The sequence below is a fragment of the uncultured Campylobacter sp. genome (assembly GCF_905372745.1).
In the GTDB taxonomy this organism is placed as follows: domain Bacteria; phylum Campylobacterota; class Campylobacteria; order Campylobacterales; family Campylobacteraceae; genus Campylobacter_A.
The window spans coordinates 1-16,741 of the sequence record NZ_CAJPQR010000045.1; the positions used below are offsets into that span (position 1 = coordinate 1).

General features: G+C 44.6%; 17 protein-coding genes and 1 pseudogene. 16 read left to right on the forward strand and 2 right to left on the reverse strand.

Going from position 1 to position 16,741, the window contains the following annotated elements; genetic code table 11:
* The 3 genes from QZ157_RS09860 to QZ157_RS09870 all read left to right on the forward strand — a co-directional run.
* Positions 1–845 (forward strand): hypothetical protein (locus QZ157_RS09860; RefSeq protein ID WP_295145072.1); only part of this gene is annotated, 845 nt, incomplete at its 5' end.
* A 115-nt stretch (positions 846–960) separates the two neighbouring features.
* Complete coding sequence (locus QZ157_RS09865; RefSeq protein WP_295145075.1) at positions 961–1,875, forward strand: branched-chain amino acid transaminase; 915 nt, start codon at positions 961–963, stop codon at positions 1,873–1,875.
* 8 nt (positions 1,876–1,883) lie between these two features.
* The gene (locus QZ157_RS09870) at positions 1,884–2,987 is read left to right on the forward strand and encodes an SPFH domain-containing protein (protein ID WP_295145078.1); all 1,104 of its coding nucleotides are present in this window, start codon (positions 1,884–1,886) and stop codon (positions 2,985–2,987) included.
* A 94-nt stretch (positions 2,988–3,081) separates the two neighbouring features.
* Here the strand turns inward: QZ157_RS09870 and QZ157_RS09875 are convergent, their stop codons facing one another.
* Complete coding sequence (locus tag QZ157_RS09875; RefSeq protein WP_295145081.1) at positions 3,082–3,264, reverse strand: hypothetical protein; 183 nt, start codon at positions 3,262–3,264, stop codon at positions 3,082–3,084.
* A 291-nt stretch (positions 3,265–3,555) separates the two neighbouring features.
* Between QZ157_RS09875 and QZ157_RS09880 the strand changes: the two genes are divergently transcribed.
* The 13 genes and pseudogenes from QZ157_RS09880 to QZ157_RS09930 all read left to right on the forward strand — a co-directional run bounded on the left by QZ157_RS09880 (position 3,556) and on the right by QZ157_RS09930 (position 16,083).
* Complete coding sequence (locus QZ157_RS09880) at positions 3,556–3,840, forward strand: 4Fe-4S binding protein (RefSeq protein WP_295145083.1); 285 nt, start codon at positions 3,556–3,558, stop codon at positions 3,838–3,840.
* A gap of 88 nt (positions 3,841–3,928) precedes the next feature.
* Positions 3,929–4,342, forward strand: a complete 414-nt coding sequence (gene ndk, locus QZ157_RS09885) for a nucleoside-diphosphate kinase (RefSeq protein WP_122863180.1) — start codon at positions 3,929–3,931, stop codon at positions 4,340–4,342.
* A 14-nt stretch (positions 4,343–4,356) separates the two neighbouring features.
* Positions 4,357–4,713 carry a DUF177 domain-containing protein gene (locus tag QZ157_RS09890; protein ID WP_295145088.1) on the forward strand — a complete coding sequence of 119 codons (357 nt, stop codon included), beginning with the start codon at positions 4,357–4,359 and terminating at the stop codon, positions 4,711–4,713.
* Between the two features lie 11 nt (positions 4,714–4,724).
* On the forward strand, positions 4,725–4,871 hold the full coding sequence (gene rpmF / locus QZ157_RS09895; protein ID WP_122863182.1) for a 50S ribosomal protein L32: 147 nt from the start codon (positions 4,725–4,727) through the stop codon (positions 4,869–4,871).
* 5 nt (positions 4,872–4,876) lie between these two features.
* Positions 4,877–5,866 (forward strand): phosphate acyltransferase PlsX, encoded by a 990-nt coding sequence (gene plsX, locus QZ157_RS09900; protein ID WP_295145112.1) that lies wholly within the window; start codon positions 4,877–4,879, stop codon positions 5,864–5,866.
* An 18-nt stretch (positions 5,867–5,884) separates the two neighbouring features.
* Positions 5,885–6,844 carry a beta-ketoacyl-ACP synthase III gene (locus QZ157_RS09905; RefSeq protein ID WP_295145093.1) on the forward strand — a complete coding sequence of 320 codons (960 nt, stop codon included), beginning with the start codon at positions 5,885–5,887 and terminating at the stop codon, positions 6,842–6,844.
* 167 nt (positions 6,845–7,011) lie between these two features.
* Complete coding sequence (locus QZ157_RS10640) at positions 7,012–7,200, forward strand: DUF2920 family protein (protein ID WP_363148082.1); 189 nt, start codon at positions 7,012–7,014, stop codon at positions 7,198–7,200.
* Positions 7,201–7,374: 174 nt separating this feature from the next.
* Positions 7,375–7,458: pseudogene (locus tag QZ157_RS10645) on the forward strand (DUF2920 family protein); the annotation flags it as partial.
* An 828-nt stretch (positions 7,459–8,286) separates the two neighbouring features.
* Positions 8,287–8,886 carry a peroxiredoxin gene (locus QZ157_RS09910; protein WP_002947343.1) on the forward strand — a complete coding sequence of 200 codons (600 nt, stop codon included), beginning with the start codon at positions 8,287–8,289 and terminating at the stop codon, positions 8,884–8,886.
* Positions 8,887–9,051: 165 nt separating this feature from the next.
* On the forward strand, positions 9,052–9,774 hold the full coding sequence (locus tag QZ157_RS09915) for a PilZ domain-containing protein (protein WP_295145098.1): 723 nt from the start codon (positions 9,052–9,054) through the stop codon (positions 9,772–9,774).
* A gap of 141 nt (positions 9,775–9,915) precedes the next feature.
* Positions 9,916–12,225, forward strand: a complete 2,310-nt coding sequence (locus QZ157_RS09920) for a DUF87 domain-containing protein (RefSeq protein ID WP_295145101.1) — start codon at positions 9,916–9,918, stop codon at positions 12,223–12,225.
* Between the two features lie 467 nt (positions 12,226–12,692).
* Positions 12,693–13,631 (forward strand): TAXI family TRAP transporter solute-binding subunit, encoded by a 939-nt coding sequence (locus QZ157_RS09925; protein ID WP_295145104.1) that lies wholly within the window; start codon positions 12,693–12,695, stop codon positions 13,629–13,631.
* Between the two features lie 352 nt (positions 13,632–13,983).
* Entirely contained in the window at positions 13,984–16,083 is a 2,100-nt protein-coding gene (locus QZ157_RS09930) for a TRAP transporter permease (RefSeq protein ID WP_295145106.1), read from the forward strand.
* A 68-nt stretch (positions 16,084–16,151) separates the two neighbouring features.
* Here the strand turns inward: QZ157_RS09930 and QZ157_RS09935 are convergent, their stop codons facing one another.
* The gene (locus QZ157_RS09935; RefSeq protein WP_295145109.1) at positions 16,152–16,667 is read right to left on the reverse strand and encodes a hypothetical protein; all 516 of its coding nucleotides are present in this window, start codon (positions 16,665–16,667) and stop codon (positions 16,152–16,154) included.
* Positions 16,668–16,741 lie beyond the last annotated feature (74 nt).

Genomic DNA, 16,741 nt, shown 5'->3' on the forward strand with positions numbered 1-16,741 from the left:
AAAATATGTCGTTTCTTGAAAAATTAAAGCTAGCTTTTTACGCGATTTGTCGCCCCGAAAAGCTTATTTCGTTTAGGCTCGAAAAGCCAGATTCCCGCTACACGCGCGAAGCTAATTTTATCCTAAAATACGGCGTCCTTAACGCTCATCAAAATATGAACGCCGTCACGATCGCCTACGACCGTCTGTGTGAACAATATGCGGGATTTAAGCCGCTTTTTATCATCGAAAACGCCCCGCAATGCGAATACACGAATATGCACGCAAGCTCTAGTTTCGAGATGCTGGACGAGGAGGAGTATAATGCGCAAAATCCGGACGCGCGCGACTTTCCCGTTGCACAGTTTCGTTTGATGCTGGACATCCTAAACGATCCCGAGTATAAGGCTGAAGTGAGCGAATTTTACGGTAAATTTAGCCTAAACTACCCGCATAAACTAAAAGCGCTAGAGTACGTAAATACCCGCGACTACGACGCGCTTGACGAAGATATCGACGTTTATCTGTGCCCTTGCGAGCGCAGTACGGACGCTTTTGCGAGAATGATTCAGGGGTATTTTGCGGACGATTTTGATCCAGAGCAGACGTATGCGTTTATTTTGATGATGAACGAGCGATTCGGGTTTGAGTTTATCGGCATAGGAGCCACGATAATGCTATTTTATCGCCGAGAAAATTTAAGCGACGATAAGGCCGAGGAGCTACTGCAAGAGCTGGCTAAAATTTACGATACGCCTTACGAAGCGATCAAAAAAGCCCTGTGGCATAGCGCGTTTGGCTCTCGTAAGACGCTCGTGCTGCCTTTTGCCGAAAATATAGAGGACGTCGTCGTAGACGAGCTGTAAATTTGGAGTAAATTTCGACTTAGAAGCTTAAAAATTTAAGCCAAAATCTTAAACATTACAAAATTTTAAAGAAATTTTAGCTACACTCAGCAAATTTTATAAAAAAGGATGCCAAATGAACCCTTCCGAATTTATCTGGATGGATGGAAAATTAGTCAAATGGGAGGACGCCAAAGTACACGTTTTAACCCACTCGCTTCACTATGCAAACGCCGTATTTGAGGGCACGAGAGCCTATATGACGGATAAGGGCTTAGCGATATTTCGCCTTAGCGACCACACCGCGCGCCTACTAAAATCAGCCAAAATGACGATCCTAAACGTCAAATACACGCAAAAAGAGCTTGAAGACGCGCAGGTCGAGCTACTTCGCGCAAATAAATTTAAATCAAACGTCTATCTACGCCCGATCGTTTACCTAGGCTACGGCGTGATGGGTCTAGCTCACACCAAAGCTCCTGTAAATACCGCAATCGCGGCATGGGAGTGGGGTGCGTATCTAGGCGAAGAGGGCCTAAAAAAGGGCATCCGCGTGAAAATTTCGAGCTTTGCCAAACTAAACGTCGGTGGCCAAATGAGCCGCGCGAAATCAAGCTCGAACTACCTCTGCTCGCAAATGGCAAACTACGAAGCCAAAGATGCGGGCTACGACGAGGCGCTACTGCTTGATAGCGAGGGCTACATCTCAGAGGGGCCGGGCGAGTGCTTTTTCATCGTGGAAGACGGCGCGCTCATCACTCCTCCAAACGACAGCAGCCTAGCTAGCATCACGCAAGACACCGTCATCAAAATCGCTCGCGATCTAGGCATCGAAGTGCGCAGGGAGCGCATCACCCGCGACCGCGCATATACTGCGGACGAGGCGTTTTTCACGGGTACGGCGGCCGAGGTCACTCCGATAAGCAACATCGACAACCGCGTTATCGGCGCGGGCGAGCGCGGAGCGGTAACTAAACGCCTACAAGATGCGTATTTTGACGTAGTTTACGGACGCAATCCAAAATACGCCTCGATGCTAACTTATATTTAAGGAACGAAATGCCAGCAGATTTGAATGATTATTTTAATAAAAAACGCGGCTCCGGCGGCGGAGACGATAACGGCGGCGAGAGCAAGGGGCCGAAAGTAAATTTTAAAACGCCTGATTTTAAAGGATTTGGCAAAATTTCGGCCTTTGCCTACGTTATCATCGCGCTCGTGGCTTTAATCGCGCTCACGCAGCCTTTCGTCACGATAAACTCGGGCGAAGTGGGCATCAAGTCAAATTTGGGTAAATACGACCCGTCTCCGATGCAGCCGGGACTACACTTCTTTATCCCGTTTTTGCAAAAAGTCATCGTGGTCGATACGCGCGTACGCCTCATAAACTACACTTCGGGCGAAGATATGGGCGAAGCGGCGCAAAAGTACGGCGCGCAGGCTCAAGCCGGCATCATCCGCAAAAACTCGATCTCCGTTTTGGACGCGAGAAACTTGCCCGTCAGCATCGACATTACCGTGCAGTACCGTCTAAATCCTGAAAATGCGCCTCAAACGATCGCGTCTTGGGGCCTTAGCTGGGAAAACAAGATCGTTGATCCCGTCGTACGCGACGTCGTGCGCAGTATCGCGGGTAAATATACCGCTGAGGAGCTTCCTACGAAGCGAAACGACCTGGCCACGGCTATCGACGAGGGTATCCGAAAGGATATCGACGCACAGCCGAATAAACCAGTCGAGCTGCTAACCGTGCAACTACGCGAGATTATCCTACCTGAAAAGGTAAAAGAGCAGATCGAGCGCGTACAAATCGCTAAGCAAGAGGCCGAGCGAACCAAATACGAAGTAGAGCGCGCAAATCAAGAGGCGCTCAAAAAAGCAGCCCTCGCAGAAGGTACGGCAAAGGCCGCTATCATCGAGGCTCAGGGTCGTGCGGATGCGGCTAAGATCGAAGCCGACGCGCAAGCCTACGCAAATAAAGAGGTCGCAAAAAGCCTCGATCAAAATTTGCTAAATTTAAAGCAGATCGAAACGCAGGCTAAATTTAACGAGGCGCTACGCGAAAACAACGACGCAAAGATATTTTTAACGCCCGGCGGAGCGGTGCCGAATATCTGGGTAGATACGAAGGATAAGGCGAAGCAAAGCGCGATAACGCAATAACTTTTGCTTGAAGCGGCTCGTCTCGCGAGCGTCTTTAACGGAGCTAGTAAAAATTTAGCTCGGCGGACTACCTTGTCCAGCCTGTGCTAAATTTTTACGTCGCTTCTACTTGCAGTTGCGACCGCAAGGGAAGCAAAGCCCTTTCTCGCTTTAGCGTTACGATCATAGCGAAGTAAAAATCCATCTCGCGATATTTCTCCTTGACTTTTTTTGCACCCAAATTTGAAGTTAAATCCGTAAATTTAGCTTCAAATTTTACCGCCGAAAGCCATGCCAAAACGCCGTATTCGGCTATTTTCGTAAAATTAAAAAACAAGACGTAAAACTATGTTTGCGTAGTTTGAGCTTTATCGCCGCATTTATAGCAATTAGTGCGTAGTTTGTAAATTTGATTTATAGATAAGATTAAATTTTCGTAGCTTTGCGTCGCAAGTAAATTGCGCCATAGTATTTTTATGCGTCGCTCTTTTATTGCATTGGTTTTTGCGGTATTTTTGGTTAATTTAATATCAAATTTACTTAGCTTTTGATATTCTTGTGAAAAATTTTTTAGTTAAAAGGATAAAAAATGGCAGTAAAAATAACAGACATTTGCATAAGTTGCGGCTCTTGCATCGACGAGTGCCCGACAAACGCTATCGTGGACGACGCAGATAACCCGACCGGAGAGGACGCATACTACGTCTATGCGGATAAATGCGTCGAGTGCGTAGGATTTAACGACGAGCCTGCGTGTGCTTCAGCCTGTCCGACCGACGGTTGCATCGTTTGGGACGCTCCTTATGCAGGACAGCCTTCTCGCGCCGAGATAACTGCCGATATGCGCATGGGCTCAACCGCGGTAATACAATAAATTTAAGCCCGCATTTTGGGCTTATTTTGAATTTTAATTTTTTTTTGATATAATCACCGCCTTATAAAAATCACAAAAAGGAAATTTTATGCAGCAAACGCTTTCTATTATTAAGCCTGATGCCGTAAAAAAGGGCGTTATCGGAAAAATCGTGGATAGGTTCGAAAGTAACGGACTAAGAATCGCCGCTATGAAAAAAGTCAAACTAAGCAAATGCGACGCAAAAGCTTTCTACGCAGTTCACAAAGACAGACCTTTCTTTAACGATTTGGTTGATTTTATGGTGAGCGGACCGGTCGTAGTTATGGTGCTTGAGGGCGACGATGCAGTAGCTAAAAACCGCGATCTAATGGGTGCGACCAATCCGAAAGAAGCAAAACCTGGCACAATAAGAGCCGACTTTGCCGAGAGTATCGACGCAAACGCCGTTCACGGTAGCGACAGCCTAGAAAACGCTAAAAACGAGATTGCGTTTTTCTTTGCGACAAGAGAAATTTGCTAAATTTAGGTTAAATTTTGAAAATATCTTTCGCCAAAATCGCAAATAATCAGATGCCGTTTGAGTTAAATTCGGACGGACTGATTTTTAACGGCGAACTAGGAAAAATAAACCAAAATTTGGTTAGTTGCAAAGGTAAAATCGTAGGCGAGATAACTCACAACTGCGACCGATGCGGCGAAGATATAAATTTAAAGCTTGATGAAGATGTAAATTTGATATTAAGCGACGGAATTTATAAAGATGAAGAAGAAAACCTCGACGATGCAGTTGAGTTTTTCGACGGTTTTATAAATTTGGAAGAAGTATTAACAAGTGAAATAGAAGCTTTTAAAAGCGATTATTTTTATTGTGAAAAATGTAAAAATCTATAAAGGAGAATAAAATGGCAGTACCTAAACGAAGAGTAAGTCATACTCGCGCGGCAAAGAGAAGAACACACTACAAAGTAACACTTCCTATTCCCGTAAAAGATAAAGACGGCTCATGGAAAATGCCTCACCGTGTAAATAAAACTACCGGAGAGTATTGATACAAATGACCAGCATTTGCATTGACGCGATGGGCGGCGACTTCGGTCCGCAGCCTATTATCGGCGGCGTGATCGAGGCTTTAAAAGAAGTAAAATTTGAAGCTATCTTGGTAGGCGATACGAAAATTTTGGAAAGTCTCGTCCCGCAAAATTTAAAACAATACGTAAAATTTATTCAAGCCGATGAGATTGTTTCTATGAGCGACGGCGCCACCGACGCGTTAAAGCGAAAGGAAAGTAGTATTTTTAAGGCTATAGAGCTACTTAAAAATAAACAAACCAAGGCCGTAGTTTCTGCTGGACACAGCGGAGCCACGATGAGCCTTGCCACGCTTCGAGTCGGTCGCCTAAAAAATGTTTCGCGTCCGGCTATTGCGACGTTGATGCCAAATGTTACCGGCGGTAAAACTCTAGTTTTGGACGTCGGCGCAAACGTAGACTGTAGGCCGGAACATTTGTTTCAGTTTGCGGTAATGGGCGAAGCTTACGCAAAGGAAATTTTAAAAATAGAGTCGCCCAAGGTAGCGCTTTTATCAAATGGCGAAGAAGAGTGTAAGGGCAATGATGTTACTAAGGAAGCCTTTGCGATGATTTCAAAACTTGATAGTTTCGTAGGCAATGCCGAAGGCAATCAAGTCTTTGATGGAAGCGTCGATGTCATAGTTTGCGACGGATTCGTAGGAAATATTTTGCTAAAAACCAGCGAAGGCGTAGCCGATGCAATCAGCAAGATTATTAAAAAACATGTTAAAAAATCTCCCGTAGCAATCGCCGGTTCGCTTCTCATGAAAAAAGTTTTTAAGACTTTAAAACAGCAAGTTGACTACGATGAATACGGCGGAGCGCCGCTGTTAGGCGTAGATGGTTGCGTCATAATCAGTCATGGAAAAAGTACCTCTAAAGCTATCAAAAATGCGATATTTCAAGCATTAAATTTCGCAGATTCTAATATAAATAAAGTTATTGAAGACGAGCTTTCACGCTTTGCCAAATAAAATATAAGGTTAATACAAATGCCAAAAGCCTCGTTAGTATCCATAGCCGCATATGCCCCTGCTAAAATTTTAACGAACTTGGATCTTGAAAAAATGGTAGAAACAAGCGACGAATGGATAACTAAACGAACCGGCATTAAGCAAAGGCGAATAGCGCAGGATGAAGATACTAGCGACTTGGGAACAAAGGCGGCTAGGTTGGCAATCGAAAGAGCAAATCTGAGAGCAAAAGATATCGATGCCGTCATCTGCGCGACTATCTCCCCCGATCATTTTTGTATGCCCTCGACCGCCTGCAAAATCGCTAAAAATTTGGATATAAATTCCGTTACGGCGTTTGATATAAGCGCAGCATGTACCGGTTTTATTTATTTGCTTGAACTTGCTAAGTCTCTAATAGAAAGCGGCAGTAAAAAAAATATACTCATAATCGGGGCCGAAAAATTAAGTAAAATAGTAGATTGGGCGGACAGGACGACTTGTATACTATTTGGCGACGGAGCCGGCGCGGCAGTCGTAAGCGCCGATAGTAAAAATGAGATTATAGACGTACATACCGCAGCCGACGGCAACTATGCCGAGCTGCTTATCACCCCGGGCGGAGAAGAAAAATTTATTAAAATGTCCGGTAACGAAGTTTTTAAGGTCGCAGTTCAAACATTAACCAAAGACGTCGTAGAAATTTTAGAAAGAAATAAAATCCCCAGCGATAAAATCGATCTTTTTGTCCCGCATCAGGCAAATTTGCGCATTATCGAAGCGGTCAAACAACGTTTAAATTTTTCAGACGAACAATGCGTAGTAACGGTCGGAAAATACGGTAACACTAGCTCGGCCTCCATACCGATGGCAATGAACGATGCTTATGAGGCCGGTAGGCTTAAAAACGGCGATTTGATTTTATTGGATGCTTTTGGAGGCGGCTTTACTTGGGGTTCGGCTTTATTAAAATTCGGCGGCGAAAGCTACAAAAGATAATTTTTTACAAATGCGGTAATTTTTGTAAATTTAGGTTATTTTAAATAACGGCAATTTGCTTAAATAAATTTTGAAATTTTACTATCTCAACTACAACCCTTCTAAAATCAGCCGAATACGAATACGATAAACAAATTATTTTTCCAAGGGCTACGACATGATAGTAAATAAAATTTACAAAATTTTTTTCTTGCGACGATGTAGAGCTAAATATCAAACGAGAGTCTATGCTCGAGTTTAAACTATATTGCGACGACAGAGGACCGGTTAAAGCCATAGTCTTCATAGTTCCAGGTCTAGGCAGTGATTGCGAACAACAGTTGCCGCGAGCATCTAGGGCAGTTTGTATCCGATAAATTTAACCTAGAGTAAATTACCGCCGTATCGGCAATAGATCGCAAAACGGAGTAACTTATTTTTTAGAGACCTAGATAAAATAGTTTTCAAGAAAAATACCCAAAAATTTTGAGCAAAATTAGTATCGAAACGCTACCTGCGCTAGATACTAAAATTAACAAAAAGCGAACGGCAATTTACCGAGCAATTTTAAATCGCAAATGTCGGTTACGCTGCAACCGACCAAAAACGAATATCAAAATTTCGGCGTCATGTAAGCTCAAGACGAGATAGAGGCTGCGCTTTTATTAAGACAAATCCACCATCTAAATATGCAACCGATAAACGTTAGCCGTAGTCTTAACCGGCAGTTTGCACGGGGTTATACATAAACGTCCTAACAGCAAATTTTATGCCGCAACTATAGAGGCAGTTTTGGATAATAACGGCATGCAAAGCCAAACCGGAAACTTACGGATCTTGACAAAGAAGTAGATTACGCCAAATTTAGCAAATATTTTACCGATATATTTTAAAGGCATTGGTATCTGTATCTTTGCTAAAAAAAGTAGGCGCCGTTAAAAGTCCTTGTTTTGCTTTTACGAGCGCGCAAAGAGATACGAAACCCAGCTACATCTAAAAATCCAAAGCTCACGCCTCAAACCAAGCTAGCTATCGCTACGCCGCAAAAGACCGCTGCGCGCCTTCTAAAGAAAACTCAACTTCATAAGTAGCTTTAAAATTTAGGTTTTTGATGCGACGCTATACTGGATAAAATCGGAATTTATTAAGTCGCTAGTTTGCGGTTTAAATATGCGAACAAAGGTGCTAGTCTCAAAAGCGCCACCGCAAATACCAGACAAAATCATGACGCGCGAAAAATAAATTTACGATAATAAACTGCAAGTTAAACTACGGACGCTCTATGCTTGCCCTGGCTAGCATAAATTTAGCAAACAAATGTCAGGCATCCATGAGCGTGTTATACTAAATCTGCTTTTTGACTGCGGAGCAAAATTTGAAACATTGCAAAAGATTAAATTTATCTCTTTTTAATTTTTAGATGATATAATTTCGCTACAAATAAAAATTATTAAGGAGAAAAAATGTTAGTAACAAAAAAAGCACCTGACTTTACAGCTGCAGCGGTTTTAGGAAGCAATCAGATCGTAAATGATTTCAACCTATATAAAAATATCGGCGAGAAAGGCGCGGTAGTATTTTTCTACCCTATGGACTTTACTTTCGTTTGCCCTAGCGAGATCATCGCGTTTGATAAAAGATACGACGAATTTAAAGCCCGCGGTATCGAAGTTATCGGCGTTTCGACAGATAATCAATTCTCTCACTTTGCATGGAAAGAAACTCCGGTAAACAAAGGCGGCATCGGCCAAGTTCGCTTCCCGCTAGTAGCCGATATGACGAAGTCTATCGCTCGCGGTTTTGACGTACTTTTAGAGGATGCGGGCGTCGCGCTTCGCGGCAGCTTCTTGCTTGATAAAGACGGCACCGTTCGCCATGCGGTCATCAACGACCTTCCGCTTGGAAGAAACATCGACGAGATGATAAGAATGGTCGATACTATGCTATTTACGAACGAGCACGGCGAGGTTTGCCCTGCTGGTTGGAACAAAGGTGATAAAGGCATGAAAGCCGATACCGCAGGCGTCGCAGACTACCTATCTCACAACGCAGACAAACTATAATCATCCAAATTTAAGGGCGAGCTCTCGCCCTTAGTGCTTCTTTTCTACATCTTTACATCAAAACGACATTAAGTTTAATACAAAATATCAGTACTTAAATGAAAAAATAAGGATTTTTTACTATAATCTAGTTTTAAACTTTATTCGGAAGGAATCATATTTCAGATGAACGGCACGTATAACGACAGCTCTTTTATGCGCGAGGACGCAGTGACCGTATTTTCCAGAGTACGAAACGATAACCGCCAGGTGCACTTTCTAAATCTTTACAACGGCGTAAAAGTCGAGTGCATGGGCGAAGTAGAGCATGTAGAAGACGATACGGTCGTCTGCAAGGTAACATTAGAGCAAATTTTGGCCATGAAAGAGGAACAAAACGCCTATATCGTACGCGATGAATATTTTTCCGAAAATTTAAGGGCGGATATCATCGGATTTGATCTTGCAAATTTGACCGTAACGCTACAAAATTTCACGTATATGCAAAATTTGCACGCGAATTTAAGAAAACATCAGCGCGTATATCCCGATCGTTACACCAAGGTGATCCTCACGCAAAACGGTAGCGAAATACAGGGTAACCTATACGATATCTCAAGGGGAGGCCTAGGCGTCGTTAGCTTGGATGACGGCGAGTTTAAAGAGGGCGAGCTTATAAATGCTAAATTTGAGTTATGCATACCGGACGAGGCGGGCGACTCTAATAAAAACATAAACATAGATACCGATCTAAAACTTGTCGCAGCGCTAAAATATAAGGGTGCGATGAGATACTGTTGTCAGCTAGCCGATAAAGACGGCGCAGGCGAAGATATAGCAAAATTTACTAAAAAACGCGTAATAGAAACTCTTGAAGAGCTCAAAGAGCAGATAAAAACTTACCAATAAATTTAACGCAAAACTAAAAGGCGAGCTTTGTGCTTGCCTTTTTTAAATTTTACCCGCTTCGATTTCAAAATTTACCCCGCAGCTTCACCCGAAATTTAATCAAAAATCAGTAAAATAGCCCAAAATTTAGAAGGAAATTTTATGAAAACCATTCAAGAAAATTTAAAGCTATTTTACGTCGGTCTCAAAGAAAAAGAGCCGTTTTTTTATAAAAACAAAGACCTCACGACGCACGCGGCCATCATCGGCATGACCGGTAGCGGTAAAACCGGCCTTGGTATCGGCATACTAGAAGAAGCCTGCATCGACAATATCCCGACCTTTATAATCGACCCAAAAGGCGATATGACAAACCTTGCTTTGGCCTTTCCGCAGATGCGAGCGCAGGATTTTGCACCCTACGTCGATGAAAACGAAGCGCAAAACAAAGGCATGAGCGCGGATGAGTTTGCCGCTAGCGAAGCCCAGATGTGGAAAAAAGGTATCGAAGGCTCGTTTCAGAGCTTGGAGCGCGTGGGACTTTTTAAAGATAGCGCCGAGCTAAAAATTTACACGCCAAAGAGCAGTAGCGGCGTCGGCGTGGCTCTGCTCGGGGATTTTGCCCGTCCGAGTTTAGAGGTAGGCAGCGAGGAGTTTAGCGAGTACGTCGGCTCTCTGGCTAGCTCCGTACTCTCGCTCGTGGGTATAGAAAACGACGTAAACTCAAAAGAACACCTGCTCATCTCAAACATTTTTATAGATAAATTTAGCCAGGGCGCGGACGTGAGCTTAGAGGAGCTCATCGGCTTTATCGCGACGCCTCCGTTTGCCAAGATTGGCGTATTTGACGTGGAGAAATTTTATCCAAGCTCCGAGCGCATGAAGCTAGCGGTTAAGATCAATACGCTGCTTGCAAGCCCCGATTTTCGCGCGTGGCTAAGCGGCGAGCGACTCGACATCTCAAAGATGCTTTTTAACGCAAACGGCAAGGCAAAGTGCAATATCTTTACGATCTCGCACCTAAAAGACGGCGAGAGGATGTTTTTCGTGACGCTGCTGCTAAACGAGATCATCGCGTGGATGCGCAAGACCGAGGGTACGAGCTCGCTTCGCGCGGTGCTTTATATGGACGAGATTTTCGGATTTTTCCCGCCAAACGGCAACCCGCCTAGCAAAACTCCGATGCTAACTCTACTCAAGCAAGCCCGTGCGCACGGCCTTGGCGTGATACTGAGCACCCAAAACCCGGTCGACCTTGACTACAAAGGCCTTAGCAACATCGGCACTTGGTTTATCGGGCGCTTGCAAACCGCGCAGGATAAGGCGCGCGTGATCGACGGTATGACGGGGCTTGCGGGCTCTGCGATGGATAAAGGCGAGATAGAAAATCTCATCTCAAATTTACAAAAGCGCAATTTCCTCTTAAAAAACATCCACGAGGACGGGCTATCCGTCATCTCGACGCGCTGGGCTCTGAGCTATCTCAAAGGACCGCTTAGCCGCGAGCAAATTTCAAATTTGATGAAAGAGCAAAAGAGCGGGTCAAATTTGAGCGGATCAAGCCAGGCAAAAAGCTCAAATTTCGCCGCCAAGCCGGTGCTATCGCCGGACATCGCTCAAATTTACGCCGCGAGCTCAAATTTACACGAGGGCGGCGAACTGGAGGGGTATCTTTACGGCGAAGCCAAAGTGCGATTTTACGACGCTAAAAAGGGGCTTGACGAGGTTCGCGAGGTAAATTTCACGCTAAGGCTGGATGAAGCTCAGAAAAGCGCCGACTGGAGCGAAGCTAGCGAAAATATGCATTTTACCGCAGTTTCGGAGCCAAATTTCAAGCTCTCATACGCGCCGCTACCGGGCTTTGTCACCGGAGCTAAAAATTTCAAAGAGCTAACTAAAAATTTCAAAGAATTTATCTATAGAAACTACAAGCTTAGGCTCTTTAACGCGCTAAATTTAAGCTCGGCGCCGGGCGAGAGCAAGGAGGAGTTTTACGTGCGTTTAGCCGATAAATGCAACGAAATTTTAGAGGCGCAAACGGCCAAGCTCACGGCGGAATTTGACAAACAAAAAGCGCGCCTAGAAGAGAAACTAAACCGCTCCGTGGCAAAGCTAGAAAAAGAGCAGCGAGACTTTAAAAGCAAGGGGATCGAGACTGCGATCTCGGTGGGAGCTAGCATTTTGGGCGCGATTTTCGGCAAGGGACTATTAAGTAGCGGTAACATCGGCAAGGTCGCGACCTCCGCGCGCTCGGCAAACAGCGTGCTAAAAGAGCGTAGCGACGTCAAACTAAGCGAGCAAGAAGTCGCCCAGCTAAACGCACAGATCGAGGAGCTGATGGCGAAATTTGAAGAAGACGCGAGCGCGCTAAAAGCCAAAAACGACGTGCAAAACGTGGAGGTGACGGAGGTGGAGGTTGGTCCGAAGAGTAGCGATATTTATGACGAAAAGCTCTATCTTCTTTGGAAATAAATTTAACGGCTTGTCTCGCGAGCGCTTTTCCGAGATTTTGCAAAATTTTCGCTCCGCAGGCTATATGCCTAGCGCACGCTCAATTTTGCTTCAAAACTCGAAAAATCATCTCGCGATACTTCGCCTTATCGTTTTACGCTCAAATTTGAAGTCAAATTTGTAAAATTCGGCTTCAAATTCTACCCACCGAGACCCGCACCGCAAAAATGCTAAATTTAACTAATCCAAATTTAGCATCGTAAAGACGCAGGTCTCGGTACGTAAATTTGAAAAACCTCCACGTAAAAATATGATTTTCGCTTCGCTTGTAAAAAATATATAAATTTTACCTTAAGAATTATTTTTCTAAGGCTAAAGTGTGTAAAATAGTCGCAAATTTACAAAAAAGCTCGTAAAAAGAGTGAAATTTATACGCAAAATGCGGATTTTGAGAGTAAAATCAGAAAAATTCTTTGAAAGGAAGTTAAATGAAAACTACATCTTTGGCATTAGCCGGCTTGCTTTTCGCGTCTGCGCTGGGCGCAAAGGAGTTCGTATCTATCGGTACGGGAGCGATGACGGGTACGTATTATCCGGTGGGCGGAGCGATATGTCGCCTCGTAAATAAAGACCCGCAGATGAAATGCTCGGTGCAATCAACCGGCGGCTCGGTCTACAACGTAAATAACGTGCTAAAAAAAGAGCTAAATTTCGGTTTCGTCCAAAGCGACGTGGTTTATGATAAATTTAACGGCGTGGGCAAATTTGAAGGTAACGGCGATCAAAATTTGCGCGCCGTCGTCTCGATCTATCCTGAGCTTCTCGCGTTCGTCGTCTCAAAATCAAGCGGTATAGGCTCGATAAACGACCTCGAGGGCAAAGCGATCAACGTCGGCAACCCCGGCAGCGGTAACGAAATGACCGCGCTTGGCGTGTTTAAGGCTTACGGCTTTGACGAGAAAAAGCTAAAACATCACGGCGTACTAACTGCCGGCGAGTGCCCGCACGCGCTAAAAGATAAGAAAATCGACGGCTACTTTTACATGGTCGGTCACCCGACGGCTAACATCACCGACGCGGCAAACTCGCTACCTATCGATATCGTAAACATCGAGGGCGAGCAGGTGGATAAGATGCTGGCTGCGATGCCGTACTTTGCCAAAGGTACGATACCAAAAGGCACCTATGAGGGCGTGGATCACGACGTAAACAGTATCGGCGTTAAAGCCGTCCTAGTTACCGATAAGGGCATGAGCGATACTGCGGTGGCTGCGGTCGTGAAGGCTATTTTAGATAACTTCGACGAGTACAAGAGCTTGCATCCGGCACTTGCTGCCGTTACTAAAGAGAGCCTGATAGAGGGACTTTCCGCACCTTTGCACCCTGCTGCCGAGGCCGAGTTTAAAAAAGCCGGCATAATAAAATAAACTAGCTAAGCCGTGCGGGTTAAATTTGACCTGCGCGGTTTGTTTTTTTTGTTAAATTTAGGGCTTATTTTTAGTTTTTGAGGATTTAAAATTTGACGCTTTGCTAGCTTGTTTTTGGACGGCGGCGAGTTTGCTTTAGTCGCATAAAGCGTCAAATTTTAGATTTGGCTCATGCGCGAGTTTTTGACTAGTTTTGCTTGCCGCTTGCAAAACCCGTATCTTTACGGCGCTGGGTTAAATTTGTAGGTAAATTTGAGGGTCAAAAGCTGGTCAAATTTAAAAATAAAGCCCGATTTTACGGGTGAAATCGCCAAATTTTATAAAAAGAAAATTTAAGAGGTTAAGAGCAAATATGGATAAAAATTTAAACGATACACAAACAAATACCGAGTCGGCGCAGGAAAAGGAGGAGTTCGTCGAGGTAAAGACGCGCGAGATAAACTCGAGCTTTTATATATATTTCACGAGCATTATCTGCTTTGCGTGGTCGGTTTTTCAGCTTTACATCGCGTATTTTCCGATGAACACGACGATGTCGCGCTCGGCGCACCTTGCGTTTGCTATTTGTCTGCTGTTTTTGCTTTATCCGCTTAAGATTCACAAAAAAGCCCACTCCAGCCTGCCGTTTTACGACATCGCGCTCTGTGTTGTTGGTACGCTAGCAGCGCTCTATCCGCTTATAGAGTTTTACGCGCTAGCACAGCGCCCCGGAGACTACACGAACTTTGATATAGCCGTGGCCTGCGTCGCGGTGATCGTGCTGTTTGAGGCGGGTCGCAGGATCATCGGTCCGGCACTTCCTATCATAGCAGCGATATTTTTGGCGTATGATTATTTCGGTCAATACATGCCGGACATCATCGCACACCAGGGCGCTAGCCTAAACAAACTCGCAGGTCACATGTATCTTACGACCGAGGGCGTTTTTGGCGTGCCGCTTGGCGTTAGCGTGAGTTTTATCTATCTTTTTGTCTTATTCGGTTCGCTTTTGGAGCGCGCGGGAGCGGGGCAGTATTTTATAAATTTAGCCTTTGCGCTGCTTGGTAAATTTCGCGGCGGACCGGCGAAAGCTTCGGTTATCGCGTCAGGACTAACCGGCATGGTTAGCGGTAGTTCCACGGCAAACGTCGTAACGGTGGGTACATTTACGATCCCGCTAATGAAAAAGGCGGGTCTAACCAGCACCAAAGCCGGCGCCATCGAGGTGGCTGCGGGCGTAAACGGTCAGCTGATGCCGCCTATCATGGGCGCGGCGGCCTTTATCATCGCCGAGTTTTTGGGGCTTAGCTACACAAACGTCATGATCGCGGCCGTGATTCCTGCGTTCGTGTGCTATATGTCGCTGTTTTTTATCGTACACCTTGAGAGCTGTAAGCTCGGGCTAAAAGGCATGAAGCAGGGCGCAGGCGTGTCAAAGCTTAAAATTTTCGTGAGCGGACTGCACTATCTTATCCCGATTTTGGTTTTGCTCTATACCTTGCTAATCGCAAATGAATCGCCGATCTCGGCGGCTTTTAACGCTATTTGCGTGCTATTTTTGATTATCCTTTTTCAAGAGCCCGTTAGAAAAACGGCTCACGGCGAGGGTGTCGGCGCAGAGGATTTTATCGTTGGCTTTGTGGATATATTTTGGGCGATGGTAACGGCGGCTAAAAGTATGACTACGATCGCGATAGCTACGGGTTTAGCAGGCATCATCGTGGGCTCTATCTCGCTAACGGGTATCGGGCAGGTGCTGTCTGAAGTCGTTGAAAATTTAGCCGGCAACAACATCGTGCTCATTCTCTTTCTCACGGCGATAATGTCGCTGATACTAGGTATGGGCTTGCCGACCACCGCAAACTACATCGTCGTTAGCTCGCTAGTGGCACCTGTGATTTTGTTTTTGGCACACAAAAACGGCTTTCTCATCCCCGCTATCGCGGTGCATCTTTTCGTCTTTTACTTCGGCATCCTAGCCGACGATACGCCGCCTGTTGGCATCGCGGCATACGCTGCGGCCGGTATCGCCAAAGCAAATCCCGTAACCGTGGGCATGCAGGGCTTTTTTTACGATCTGCGCACGACGATTTTGCCATTTTCGTTCGTGTTTAATAACAAGCTGCTTTTGATAGAAAGCGTAGATGCCGCAAACCCAAACGACGCCAAAGGCATAGTGTGGATAACAAATCCGCTAGAGATGGCACTGATTTTCGGTACGGCGCTAGTAGGTATGTTTGCCTTTTCTTCGGCGCTTCAAGGGTATTTTGTTAAACGCGTAAACGTACTCGAGCGCGCGCTGCTTTTGGCTGTCGCGCCGCTAACCTTGGTGCCTAATATGTGCGCCAAGTACATCCCTTTTATTGCGAACGAATACGTGTCTTACGCGATCGGCGTGTCGCTTTACGCGGCGTTATTCGCATTTGGCTGGATAAGAAATAAAGCAGATAAAAGAGCGGGAGCGATCGCCTAGCGCACCACAAAAATAGAAGTATAAATTTATAAAAATTTGATTAAAGCCGATTTTGTCGGCTTTAAAATTTAAATTTTTATATTTTCCTTTTTTAGATAGTCAAAGAGGAGTTTATTAGCTACTTTGGCATATTTTGGCTTTTTAAATGCCCCTATCGCCATTGCACCGCTGAGCAACCAAGAGATAGCGGCAAAAATTTTTTCACCAGTACTTGAGTGGTTTCCTGCAAACATAGCAAGAAAAAATAATGTGCAAAAAGCAAATACACATAGACATAGTATCATTATAGAATAATAGCGGAACGAAATAGAAAATATATTATTGATATATTTTTCGCCGGAATTTAAATTTACGAAAACTTCGACATATTGGCCGTCAGCAACAAAGATTAGTTCATCACCTTCTATTATTGTGCTATTTAGCTTGTTTAAGTAGAAGAGTTGGTTGTTTATCCTAAAATTTATATTGTAGTTATGGGATGTGCCAACTTCGCCGCTTCTTGCATTTCCGCTTATGTATGTTTCTAAATTTGAGTTTAATCCCGACACTTTACCTTTAACTATCCTAAGTCCGTAATCTTTCATAAAAGTCCTTTTGAATTTTCGGTAATTCTATCAAAAAAAAAACGATTCGTTAATAGTTAAAGAAAATTTTAGCT

What these genes read in the sequence shown, in the direction of transcription:
- QZ157_RS09865 (WP_295145075.1), top strand. Translation starts at nt 961, where the DNA reads ATGAACCCTTCCGAATTTATCTGGATGGATGGAAAATTAGTCAAATGG.
- QZ157_RS09870 (WP_295145078.1), top strand. Translation starts at nt 1,884, where the DNA reads ATGCCAGCAGATTTGAATGATTATTTTAATAAAAAACGCGGCTCCGGC.
- QZ157_RS09880 (WP_295145083.1), top strand. Translation starts at nt 3,556, where the DNA reads ATGGCAGTAAAAATAACAGACATTTGCATAAGTTGCGGCTCTTGCATC.
- ndk (WP_122863180.1), top strand. Translation starts at nt 3,929, where the DNA reads ATGCAGCAAACGCTTTCTATTATTAAGCCTGATGCCGTAAAAAAGGGC.
- rpmF (WP_122863182.1), top strand. Translation starts at nt 4,725, where the DNA reads ATGGCAGTACCTAAACGAAGAGTAAGTCATACTCGCGCGGCAAAGAGA.
- plsX (WP_295145112.1), top strand. Translation starts at nt 4,877, where the DNA reads ATGACCAGCATTTGCATTGACGCGATGGGCGGCGACTTCGGTCCGCAG.
- QZ157_RS09905 (WP_295145093.1), top strand. Translation starts at nt 5,885, where the DNA reads ATGCCAAAAGCCTCGTTAGTATCCATAGCCGCATATGCCCCTGCTAAA.
- QZ157_RS09910 (WP_002947343.1), top strand. Translation starts at nt 8,287, where the DNA reads ATGTTAGTAACAAAAAAAGCACCTGACTTTACAGCTGCAGCGGTTTTA.
- QZ157_RS09915 (WP_295145098.1), top strand. Translation starts at nt 9,052, where the DNA reads ATGAACGGCACGTATAACGACAGCTCTTTTATGCGCGAGGACGCAGTG.
- QZ157_RS09920 (WP_295145101.1), top strand. Translation starts at nt 9,916, where the DNA reads ATGAAAACCATTCAAGAAAATTTAAAGCTATTTTACGTCGGTCTCAAA.
- QZ157_RS09925 (WP_295145104.1), top strand. Translation starts at nt 12,693, where the DNA reads ATGAAAACTACATCTTTGGCATTAGCCGGCTTGCTTTTCGCGTCTGCG.
- QZ157_RS09930 (WP_295145106.1), top strand. Translation starts at nt 13,984, where the DNA reads ATGGATAAAAATTTAAACGATACACAAACAAATACCGAGTCGGCGCAG.
- QZ157_RS09935 (WP_295145109.1), bottom strand. Translation starts at nt 16,667, where the DNA reads ATGAAAGATTACGGACTTAGGATAGTTAAAGGTAAAGTGTCGGGATTA.